Genomic DNA, 10,859 nt, shown 5'->3' with positions numbered 1-10,859 from the left:
CCACGCCGGCACGGCCGCCGACGAATCAGTCGCCGACAACCTGATCGCGCTGTGCGAGAAGGAGTTCGGCGCCGTCGACGCTCTGGTGAACTGCGCGGGTGCCCCCGAGCCACCCGGGTCGTCGATCCTGGATGTCACCGCCGCGCAATTCCGCGATCTCATCGACATCCACCTTGGCACGGTGTTCGCCACCTGCCGAGCGGCGGCACCCAAGATGGTCGCCCGCGGTCGTGGCGCGATCGTCAACACCAGTTCCTTTGCCTTTCTTGGTGATTACGGGGGCACCGGATATCCCGCGGGCAAGGGTGCAGTCAATGGGTTGACCATGGCCATCGCGGCGGAACTCGCCGAGCACGGGGTGCGGGCGAACGCGGTGTGCCCCGGAGCCAAGACTCGGCTGTCCACCGGTCCGGAGTTCGAGGAGCAGATCGCGTCGCTGCGGGCCCGCGGCCTGCTCGACGAGGTCAGTGCCCAGGGCGCGCTCGACGCCGCGTCGCCGGACTATGTCGCCCCGATGTACGCCTACCTGGTCAGCGATCTCGCAAGCCGCATCACCGGCCAGATCTTCATCGCTGCAGGCGGTTTCATCGGCCGCTTCGATCGGCCGACGCCGAGCCTGATCGGCTACCGGGACCACCACGACAGCCCGCCCTGGTCGGTCGGCGAGATCGCCGCGATGCTGGGCTGACCTACATCGTCAGGTCGTAGATCAGCACCCGGCCGACGCGCATCGGGGTGAAGTTGCGCTGAACCCATTGCTGGATCAGCGCATTGGTGTCCAGGTGGCCCCATTTGTCCTCGTGCACGGGGTTCGTGACGATGAAATAGTGGATCCGCTTGGACAGCGTCAGGCGGAGAAACTCATCCGGCGCCGGTGACGGATCGGTGCCGTTGAACCCGCCTACCGGCATCACCGGATGCCCGCTGGCCAGTTGGTAGCCGGCTGCGCACACCGATCCGACCGTCGCAGCCACCCAGGTGTAACGCTGCGCGTCGGCGTCGAGCAGGTCGACGAGCGCCCGGTCGGGTACCCCCGAGTCCAGCAGCGTGCAGCCCGCCAGATGCACTCCGGCGCCGGGCGAGCCGGCCGGCAGCAGAAATCCGGGACCGTCGGCCGACCGGATCTCGGCCCGCGGCACCGGCGCGACGTTCTTGGGCATCGCGGTGAAGACACGGGGAACCGGCCCGGCGATCGGTAAGGCGCCCTCGTTGCCGCGCACCACCGTGGTGACGCTGTAGACCAACGGTCCGGCGAGGCCGACCACAGCGGCGACGGCAACCACCGCGGGCGCCGGGATACGACCGACGCCCCGGCTCCGGGACACCAGCCACGTCAGCACCAGCACGGCACCGGCCGGGACGATCCAGCGCAACTCCACGTGATAGCCGGGCGTGCGCCGCAACACGACCTCCGACGTCACGGCGGTCACGACCACTGCCGACGCCAAGGCCATTGTGGCCCATACCGTGTCCCGCTGCCGCCAGCACTCGGTCACACCGATGCCGACCAGAGCCGCGATCGGCGGTGCCAACGCCACCGTGTAGTACGGGTGGAAGATGCCGGCCATGAAGCTGAACACCAGCGCGGTGGTCAGCAGCCACAGCGCCCACACCGCGACGGCGGCCCGCTGCCGGTCCTGCCGCGGCGCGCGGGCCCGCCAGATCAGCAATGCGGCGGCGAACACCAGCGCGGCGGGGAGCAACCAGCCGATGCCGCCGATCTGCTCCGGTTGGAACAGCCGGCCGATCCCGGGCTGGCCCCACGGATGAAGCGATGTCCGGCCACCGAGGTGAACCGGTGAGATGAAGCCGGGCGAGCCGGTGCTGCCCGGCTCGTCGCCGTTGAGCCTGCCGAAGCCGTTGTACCGCAGTGTCAGCTCGAGGATCGAATTGGTCTGCGTCCCACCGATCCACGGCCGCGACCGGGCCGGCCACAGCTGCACCAGCAAAACCCACCAGCCCGCCGCCACCACCGTCGCGCCCAGGGCGAGGACCAGCTGTCCCAGCCGGCCGAGCAGCGAACGTGGCCCGGCCAGCAGATAGGTGATCGCCAGCGCGGGCATGACCAGCGCCACCTCGAGCTGTTTGGTCAGGTACCCCAGGCCCAGACATGCGCCGCACAGCAGCAGCCAACGCAGCCGACCGTCGCCGAGCGCCCGCATCAGCGCCCACACCGCCACGACCATGAACAGGACCAGCAGCGCGTCGGGGTTGTTGTAGCGGAAGATCGTGACCGCCACCGGGGTCAGCGCCAGCACCGCGCCCGCGAGCACACCGGCCGTCTCGCCGAAGGGCCTGCGCACGGCGTCCCACAACACCGCCACCGAGGCGACCCCGATCAGAGCCTGGGGTACCAGGATGCTCCACGGGCCCAGCCCGAACAGCCGGACCGCCAACGATGGCAGCCACAGCGACAGCGGCGGCTTGTCGACGGTGATCGAGTTCGCGGCGTCCGACGACCCGAACAGAAACGCTTTCCACGACTGCGCCCCGGCCTGGGCGGCAGCCGAATAGAACGCGTTGGCCCAGCCTGACCGGTCGGAGTCCAACAGGTAGAGCACCGCGGTGCCGACCATCAGTGCCAGCAGCGCCCACCGATGCGACACCGCCCGCGATGGTGGCGGAACCGGTTGCGCTGTGGTGGTTTCCGGCGCCGCGACGGTGATCGTCATCGGGTCAGCCGGCCGGCGTGGCGAACACCCGGCGCAGCGCGACGAAGCGCACCAGGGTGGCGACCAGGTTGGCCCCGACCAGGACCGACAGTTCGACACCCTTGCCGACGGTCGGATCGAAACGGTGCAGCAGGTAGAGCGAGCCGCTGGTGATGGCGAGCCCGAAGGCAAACACCAGCAGACCGTGGACGTGATGGCGGGCCGCACCGGCGCGACCGCGGACGCCGAAGGTGAAGGCCCGGTTGGCGGCGGTGTTGGCCAGCGCGGTCAGCAGCAGCGCGGTCAGGTTGGCGGCCTGGGCGCCCATCGCCGGGTGCAGCGAAAGGTACAGCAACGCAAAGGCGATGGTGCTGGCGATGCCGATCAGCCCGAAACGCACCAGTTGGCCGACCATACCGCGCGGGACGCCCGCAACCAGTGGTTCGCGGCCCAGAGCGGCCTGCAGGTCGCGTAGCGGCAGCGCACCGGTGGCCAGGGCCCGGCCCACCCGCCAGCACCCTTTGACGTCCTCGATCGCGGTGGCCACGATGTCCACCCGGGAGTCGGGATCGTCGATCCAGTCGACCGGAACCTCGTGGATGCGCAGCCCGGCCCGTTCGGCGAGCACTAGAAGTTCGGTGTCGAAGAACCAGCCGGTGTCGGCGACCAGTGGCAGCAACTGCCGGGCGACGTCGGCGCGCAGCGCCTTGAAACCGCACTGGGCGTCGGAGAACCGGGCGCCGAGAAAGCCACGCAGCAGCAGGTTGTAGCCGCGGGACACCACTTCCCGCTTGACCCCCCGCACCACCCGCGAAGACGCGGCCAGCCGCGACCCGATGGCGAGGTCGGAATGCCCGGACACCAGCGGGGCCACCAACGGCATCAGCGCCGCCAGGTCGGTGGACAGGTCGACGTCCATGTAGGCCACCACATCGGCGGGCGAGGAGGTCCATGCGGTCGCCAGTGCGCCGCCGCGGCCCTTGGCATCGAGGTGGATCACCTCGACGTCGGCCAGTTCGTCGCACAGCTGCCGCGCCACGGCCAGGGTGTCGTCAGTGCTTGCGTTGTCGGCCACCAGGATTCGCGCTCGGTACGGCACCTCCTCGCAGAGAAACCGGTGCAGCCGGCGCACGCAGGCGCCCAGGTCGTCCTGCTCGTTGTAGACCGGGACGACGATGTCGAGGACGTAGCGACCCCCCACGCCGACCGCGGCAGTGCGCCGCTCGGCCGGCAGGGTGTCGGTCATGTCGACGATGCTCGCCCGTCAAGCTGCCGTCACACTGGGCCGGGTCTGAGGAGTTGCTGTGAGCCGGCTTCGCGACCGGCCGGTGCCGGCTCCTCATATGCTGGGCGCCATGGCCTCCGTCTTCACCATGATCATCAATCGTGAACTGCCCGGACGATTCGTCTACGAGGACGACGAGGTCGTCGCGTTCCTGACCATCGAGCCGATGACGCAGGGGCACACCCTGGTGGTGCCGCGTGCCGAGGTTGACAACTGGCAGGACGTCGAGCCGGCACTGTTCAACAAGGTGATGGCGGTTTCGCAGCAGATCGGCAAGGCGGTGTGCGCCGCGTTCGGGGCGCAGCGGTCCGGCGTGATCATCGCCGGCCTCGAGGTGCCGCACCTGCACGTGCATGTGTTCCCGGCGCGGGACCTTGCTGATTTCGGCTTCGCCCACGTCGACCGCAATCCGTCACCGGAGTCGCTCGACGAGGCACAGGCCAGGATCAAGGCCGCGCTCGCCGAACTCGGCTAGATCGCCGGGGCCACCGGGGTCGCCACATCGGCGATGCGCGGCAGGCTGACCCGGAAGCAGCAGCCCTGTCCCGGCGCGGTGCGCACCGTCACCCGTCCCCCGTGGGCGTACACCAGTGAGTCGACGATCGACAGGCCGAGCCCGGTACCGCCGCTGGCGCGGGCCCGCGAGGAGTCGGTGCGGTAGAACCGCTCGAACACCCGCTGCGCGTCCTCGGGGGTCATGCCCGGTCCCTCGTCGGCGACCTCGAGCACGGCGTCGTCGGCGGCGGTACCGACCCGGACGGTGATCCGCGCCGTCTCCGGGGTGTGCTGCAACGCGTTGGCGACCAGGTTGCCCAGCACCTGGCGCAGTCGGGCCTCGTCGCCGAGGACCTCCGGGGTGCCGGGACCGTCGAACACCTCCATCGTGATGGTGCGCTTCGGGGCGATCGACTGGGCGTCGTGCACGGCGTCGGTGGCCAGGGCCAGCAGGTCCACCCGGCGTTGTTCCAGCGGGCGCTGCGCGTCGAGCCGGGCGAGCAGCAGGAGGTCGTCGACCAGCAGGCCCATCCGCCGCGACTCGCTCTCGATGCGCGACATCAGCATCTCGACGTCGCGGGCCGCGCCTTGCCGGTAGAGCTCGGCGAAGCCGCGGATGGTGGTCAGCGGGGTGCGCAACTCATGGCTGGCGTCGGTGATGAAGCGCCGCATGCGGTCCTCCGAGGTGCGCGCCTGCTCGGCGGAATTCTCCGAGGACGCCATCGCGGTCTGGATCTGCGCGAGCATGCCGTTGAGCGCGAGCGACAGCCGACCGACTTCGGTACGCGGATCACGTTCGGGCACACGGCGATCCAGCTGTCCGGCGGCGATCGCGGCCGCAGTCTTCTCGACTTCGACCAGCGGACGAAGGCTACGGTGCACCGCCCAGTACCCGGCGACGCCGAGGATCACCAGCACGGCGGTGCCGATCGCGACCTGCGACCAGGCCAGGCTGCGCACCGTGGACTGGATGTCGGACATGTCGATGGCGACGGTGGTCAGTTCGCCGCTGGGTCCGCGCACCGACACCGCACGCCACTCGACCGGCGATCGGTCCAGTGAGCCGACGGTCACCGGGGTGGGCCCGACGTCGTTGTCGTCGGGCAGTGCCGGCTCGGCGTCGCGGTCGTTGACCGCCATCCAGATGTGGCCGTCGGCGTCGACCCCGCGGACGTAGAAGTTCGACGGTGGGCGCGCCGGGTTCGGGCCCTCGTCGGGTGGCGGCATCCGTCGCGGTGCCTGCGCCCAGCCGCGGGAGGCGTCGAGCAGGGTTTGGTCGGCGCGGTTGACGAGGTCATGCTGCAGCGTCGAGGTGACCGCGATCCCGGAGGCCAGCAATCCACAGCCGACGAGCAGCAGCATGGCGGCCACCAAGCTGACTCTGAGCGGCAGCGCTCGGCGATAGGGGCTGGTCATTTCTCCATTGTTCGCGCCGACCGCCGCGCGGCGCCGGATTACCGCGGCTCCCGCAGCACGTATCCGACACCGCGCAGGGTGTGCAGAAGCCGCTTGTCGCCGGTGTCGATCTTGCGGCGCAGGTAGGAGACGTAGGACTCGACGACGTTGACGTCCCCGCCGAAGTCGTAGCGCCAGACGTGGTCGAGGATCTTGGGCTTGGACAGCACCGTTCCGGCGTTGATCACGAAATATCGGAGCAGCGTGAACTCCGTCGGTGACAGCGAGACCGGCTCGCCGGCCTTCCAGACCTCGTGGGTGTCCTCGTCGAGCTCGATGTCGGCGAAGCTCAGCCGCGAATTGCGGGGCTCCTCGATGCCCTTGCCGGCGCGGCGCAGGATCACCCGCAGTCGGGCCACGACCTCCTCGAGGCTGAACGGCTTGGTGACGTAATCGTCGCCGCCCAGGGTCAGGCCCGCGATCTTGTCCTGCAGGCTGTCGCGGGCGGTCAAGAACAACGCAGGCGCATCGATGCCGTCGGCGCGCAACCTGCGCAGCACACCGAACCCGTCCATGCCCGGCATCATGACGTCGAGGATGACGGCGTCGGGACGCACCTCTCGGGCCCGGTCGAGAGCGGCCGGGCCGCTGGATGCGGTGTGGACCTCGAAGCCCTGAAACTTCAGACTCACGGAGAGCAGTTCGACGATGTTGGTCTCGTCGTCGACAACGAGGACCCGAGCCTCGGGCTTGGATTCGGTGGTGACAGGTGCGGCCATGCTGCCAATTTCCTCTCACCTTGATGAACTGGGGCTGCCTAGGCGCTGTGAGATTGCTGTGAGTTCCTGTTTAGCCCGGTTAACCGATACTGCCGGGCACAAAGTCCGCACTCCCTACACTTGTGAGATGGACCTGGCGAAAACCCTGGTTGGGATCGCGACCACACCGGTGCGGGTGGGCCTGGCCGCGGCCGAGGCCGGGCTGGATGTCGCCAAAGCGGGCATTGACCTGACCAAACGGACCCTGGGCGAGACGGGCGGTGCGACCTCGCCGAACTCGGTGGCCCAGATGCTGGGTCTGGAAGACACCATCGCGCGGGCGAACAAGCTGGCGCAACTGCTCGACGACGACGCCCCGCTGGGGCGGGCGCTGGCCCCGGACGGCCCGCTCGACCGGCTCATGCGTCCGGGCGGGCTGATCGACCGGGTGACCGCCCCCGATGGGGTCCTCGAGCGGCTCACCGCCGAGGGCGGCGGACTGGAGCGATCGCTGGCGCCGGGCGGTCTGGTCGACCAACTGCTCGACGAGGACGGCCTGGTCGAACGGATTCTGGGCGAGGACGGGCTGGCCGACCGGCTGCTGGCCGACGGCGGTCTGATCGACAAACTCACCGCCCGCAACGGCCCGCTCGAGCAGCTGGCCGACGTCGCCGACACCCTCAACCGGCTGGCGCCCGGCCTGGAGGCGCTGGCCCCGACGATCGAGACCCTGCGCGAGGCGGTCACCACGCTGAGCCTGGTGGTCAATCCGCTGAGCAATATCGCCGACCGCATTCCGATCCCGGGCCGTCGCCGCGGCTACACACCACCCCGCACGATCAGCTCGGAACGGCTGCGCAGCGACCGGTTGGTCATCGACGACGACGATCAGTGACCCGATAGTCTGTATGCGATTCGGGCCCTCGGGCCTGCTAAGCCTCCTTAGCTCAGTGGTAGAGCACTCGCCTTGTAAGCGAAAGGTCATCGGTTCAATCCCGATAGGGGGCTCGAGGCCCACTGGCCGATGACCTTTCTTGTCGGTGTAGCGACGTAGCGTCACGACTGTGAGGCAGTGTCGCCATTGTGGTTCAGCACTCACCAAGCGCAGCCAGCAGTTGTATTGCAGCAATTCATGTCAGCAGTTGGCCCGGCAGGAAGCCAGTACCCAACTCTGGCTCGAATCCGGTGACGCGTGGATCGACACCCGCCGCAATCACTACATTCGGAGCTACCTCAACGCGGCCCAGTCGGGCTGCTGCGCAATCTGTGGCGGGTCCGACTCCTGGCTGGGCCTGCACCTCGCCTTCGTGCTTGACCACATCGACGGCGACCCGACCAACAATCGACGCGAGAACCTGCGGCTGGTCTGCCCGAATTGCGACTCGCAGCTACCGACGTACAAGAGCCGCAACCGCGGCAAGGGACGCCACTATCGCCGCGAGCGGTACGCCAACGGTCAGACGTACTAGAGAGCCGGTACGCAAGCACGCCACTAATCTCGGGTCATGTCCGAAACCAAGATCACCGTCATCTACGACAACCCCACCGATCCCGAGGCTTTCGAGGCCGCATACGTCTCCGAGCAGCTGGACGCCGCCCGTCGAATCCCGGGTTACATCCGCTTCGAGGCCTCGAAGGTGTGGCCCAAGGAGGACGGGAGCCCGACGCCGGCGCACCGGATGATCGACCTCTACTATCCGGATTACGACTCCGCCAGCGCGGCGGTCACCACCCCGGAGTTCGGCGCGTTCTTCGAAGCGATGGGCCGGCTGTCCACCGGCGGGGTGCGCGTCTTGTTCTCCGACGTCGAGGTCCCGCAGCACTGACACGATGAACCCCGCGCCGGCGGATCTGAGCTTTTGCCGCCAACAACGGCGCAAACATTCCATCCGGGGGCCGCTTCAGCTTAAGATTCGCTGAGACAGCAAACGGGTGTCCGTCGGATTCACCAGTTCGGCGCCCCGACCGGGGGGTTTGCCTGAAGTTCGCCAACTTCATGGGCAAGAGGCAACAGCGCGAAGGTGGTACGTCGATGGCGAACGTTCAGCGTGGTGCACGGGCAGGAATCGCGGCGTTCGCGCTCGGACTGTCACTGGCGAGCCCCGTCGTCGCGGTTGCCAGCGCCGACGACACCGGCAGCAACTCGGCCTCGGGTTCGAGCAGCTCGGCAACGTCGAATTCGGGGTCCTCGAAGACCGGAACGGGTCACACCGCCCGCGGCCCGAAGGCCGGGTCCGCCACCTCGTCGTCGTCATCGGCCGCCGAGCGCAGCAAGACCACCGCGTCCAAGACCACCGCGACCGCGTCATCGACGGTCTCGGGCGCCACGTCGCCGCGCCGCGGCCAAGGACAGGCCCGCCGGGCCACGAGCAACTCCACCACCGCGGAGTCGACCTCGACGTCGACGGCCGGCGAGACCGTGTCCACGGCGACACCGAGCGACTCTGCGCCGACACCTGCCACCGACACCGCGGCCAGCACCCCGGCCGCGGCCACCAGCACCGCTCAGGTGACCTCGGCGAGCATCACCGGCGGCAAGTCTGCCTCGGCCTCGGCGTCCGCCGACCCGCTCACCAACTTGGTGACCACCATCGGAGACTACTTCGCCGGGGTCGCGCTCCTGGTCCGCAGGAGCTTCTTCAACGAGGCCCCCTCGGTGACGCCCGTGCAGATCACCGGCCAGACGACCGGCCCGATCACCGGCACGATCGGGGCGAGCGATCCCGAGGGTGATCGCCTCGTCTACAAGGTGACCCAGCAGGCCCACTACGGCACGGTCGCGGTCAACTCGGACGGCACCTACACCTACGTACCGACGCCGGGCGGCCAGTGCAGCACCACCTGCATCGACTCGTTCACGGTCGCCGCCACCGACACCGGGACGCACATCAACCTGCTCAACTGGTTCCGGACCGCCAGCACGTCGGCCGCGGTCGGGGTGTACCAGCAGCCCGCCGGCACTCCCCGCATCACGTTCACCTTCGTCTACGGAAACGGCTCGCAGTTCTGGTCCAGCGCGGCCAGGGCCCAGCTGGCCGCCACGGCGATCTACCTGTCCAGCTACATGGTCGCGACCCACGACGTCGACATCACCTACAAGGTCACCGGTCAGTACTCGCTGATGGGCGGGACGCTCGCGTCGGCGGGCAGTGACCTGATCAGCGAGGGCACCGGGTTCTTCCCGACCGTGGTGCAGAACAAGATTCAGACCGGCGTGGATTCCAACGGCGCGGCCGCCGACGGCACGATCGACTGGAACTTCGGCTACGCCTGGGGGCTCACCACGGTCGGCGCGAGCCAGTACGACTTCCAGTCCACGGCCATGCACGAATTGATGCACACCCTCGGCTTCCTGTCGGTGGTCGACAGCGCCGGCAACAACACCGTGCCCAACTGGACCACCTTCGACGGCTTCGTCGTGACGTCCAACGGGACTTCGGTGTTCACCGGCTCGAACTGGAACACCGCCTACAACTCCAACCTGACCGGCGGCAACGGCGGGCTGTACTTCGGCGGCGCCAACGCGGTTGCGGCGTACGGCGGCCCGGTGCCGCTCTACACCCCGAAGCCGTGGGAGTCCGGCAGCTCGATGTCGCATCTGGACGACAGCACGTTCACCGGTTCGATCACCAAGCTGATGAACGCCGCCTCGGACACCGGACTGGGTGTGCGGACGCTGTCCGCGGTCGAGATCGGGATCATGAAGGATCTCGGCTACACCATGGTGTCTCAGTCCACCGGTGTCGCGGTACTGCTCGTCGGCCTGATGCTGGTCCGCCGCCGGCGGCAGTGACGGCCGGTCAGTTGCTACCCGGACAAGACACCGTGAGGAACACGGTGGTGTTGGCCGGAGGATGATCACCGCGCAGTCCGTCGACACTGGTGATCGTGCATTCCGACAGTGCCCGGTCAGTCCCGCTACCGGCCGAGAAGTTCAATTGGACGTTGTAGCCCTGGCTTTGTAGCGCCAACATGCCATCGGCAGCATTCTGATTCTGGTTGAACGCGCGCGGCGGCATCTGAATGACGCCCTTCTCGACCGGCGACGGCGCCGGTGCGCTGGTCGTCGCCGTGGTGCTGGACGGGCTCTCCTTGGCCGATTGTCCGCAGCCGGCGCAAAGCCCCACTGCCGCAACGACTGCCACGGCCCCCGCGGTCAGCGCGCGCTGACGAGGAATTGCCACCGATCGATCCATGCCGTCCACGCCGGCGCACCCGTTGCCCATGATCGGCAACCTAATCGGCCATCGATCGCAGGCCAAACCCCATTCGCCC

The 10,859-nt window shown here is 68.5% G+C and carries 12 protein-coding genes and 1 tRNA gene; 7 read left to right on the top strand and 6 right to left on the bottom strand.

Annotation, left to right across the window (positions count from 1 at the left end):
* Positions 1-688 (top strand): SDR family NAD(P)-dependent oxidoreductase (locus MSZK_RS24690; protein WP_233211498.1); only part of this gene is annotated, 688 nt, incomplete at its 5' end.
* Position 689: 1 nt separating this feature from the next.
* Here the strand turns inward: MSZK_RS24690 and MSZK_RS24685 are convergent.
* Complete coding sequence (locus MSZK_RS24685) at positions 690-2,672, bottom strand: glycosyltransferase family 39 protein (protein ID WP_099251163.1); 1,983 nt, start codon at positions 2,670-2,672, stop codon at positions 690-692.
* A 4-nt stretch (positions 2,673-2,676) separates the two neighbouring features.
* Positions 2,677-3,897 (bottom strand): glycosyltransferase, encoded by a 1,221-nt coding sequence (locus MSZK_RS24680; RefSeq protein ID WP_099251162.1) that lies wholly within the window; start codon positions 3,895-3,897, stop codon positions 2,677-2,679.
* Positions 3,898-4,006: 109 nt separating this feature from the next.
* Here MSZK_RS24680 and MSZK_RS24675 point away from each other — a divergent pair, with 109 nt between their 5' ends.
* Positions 4,007-4,411, top strand: coding sequence for an HIT family protein (locus MSZK_RS24675; RefSeq protein ID WP_199203471.1), 405 nt, complete (start codon positions 4,007-4,009; stop codon positions 4,409-4,411).
* Here the strand turns inward: MSZK_RS24675 and MSZK_RS24670 are convergent.
* A complete protein-coding gene (locus tag MSZK_RS24670; RefSeq protein ID WP_099251160.1) occupies positions 4,408-5,847 on the bottom strand; it encodes a cell wall metabolism sensor histidine kinase WalK in 1,440 nt (479 codons plus the stop codon). The two genes, MSZK_RS24675 and MSZK_RS24670, sit on opposite strands and share 4 nt — an antisense overlap.
* Positions 5,848-5,885: 38 nt before the next feature.
* Entirely contained in the window at positions 5,886-6,605 is a 720-nt protein-coding gene (locus MSZK_RS24665; protein ID WP_099251159.1) for a response regulator transcription factor, read from the bottom strand.
* Between the two features lie 127 nt (positions 6,606-6,732).
* Between MSZK_RS24665 and MSZK_RS24660 the strand changes: the two genes are divergently transcribed.
* The 4 genes from MSZK_RS24660 to MSZK_RS24645 all read left to right on the top strand — a co-directional run bounded on the left by MSZK_RS24660 (position 6,733) and on the right by MSZK_RS24645 (position 8,410).
* Entirely contained in the window at positions 6,733-7,479 is a 747-nt protein-coding gene (locus MSZK_RS24660) for a hypothetical protein (RefSeq protein ID WP_099251158.1), read from the top strand.
* Between the two features lie 41 nt (positions 7,480-7,520).
* Positions 7,521-7,592: transfer RNA gene (locus MSZK_RS24655), tRNA-Thr, on the top strand.
* 56 nt (positions 7,593-7,648) lie between these two features.
* Positions 7,649-8,053 (top strand): HNH endonuclease, encoded by a 405-nt coding sequence (locus MSZK_RS24650; protein WP_099251157.1) that lies wholly within the window; start codon positions 7,649-7,651, stop codon positions 8,051-8,053.
* Positions 8,054-8,089: 36 nt separating this feature from the next.
* On the top strand, positions 8,090-8,410 hold the full coding sequence (locus MSZK_RS24645) for an EthD family reductase (protein WP_099251156.1): 321 nt from the start codon (positions 8,090-8,092) through the stop codon (positions 8,408-8,410).
* Positions 8,411-8,789: 379 nt separating this feature from the next.
* On the opposite strand, the gene MSZK_RS24640 is transcribed toward MSZK_RS24645, so the two are convergent.
* Positions 8,790-9,086, bottom strand: coding sequence for a hypothetical protein (locus tag MSZK_RS24640; protein WP_099251155.1), 297 nt, complete (start codon positions 9,084-9,086; stop codon positions 8,790-8,792).
* A 7-nt stretch (positions 9,087-9,093) separates the two neighbouring features.
* Here MSZK_RS24640 and MSZK_RS24635 point away from each other — a divergent pair, with 7 nt between their 5' ends.
* Entirely contained in the window at positions 9,094-10,377 is a 1,284-nt protein-coding gene (locus MSZK_RS24635; protein WP_099251154.1) for an Ig-like domain-containing protein, read from the top strand.
* Between the two features lie 7 nt (positions 10,378-10,384).
* Here MSZK_RS24635 and MSZK_RS24630 read toward each other — a convergent pair whose 3' ends face one another.
* The gene (locus MSZK_RS24630; protein WP_099251153.1) at positions 10,385-10,810 is read right to left on the bottom strand and encodes a hypothetical protein; all 426 of its coding nucleotides are present in this window, start codon (positions 10,808-10,810) and stop codon (positions 10,385-10,387) included.
* Positions 10,811-10,859: the final 49 nt, after the last annotated feature.

Origin of the sequence: Mycobacterium sp. shizuoka-1, assembly GCF_002723835.1 — a bacterium.
Taxonomy (GTDB): Bacteria; Actinomycetota; Actinomycetes; order Mycobacteriales; family Mycobacteriaceae; genus Mycobacterium.
Note: the sequence above shows the minus strand (reverse complement) of the source record. Positions and strands in the feature narration are given on the sequence as shown.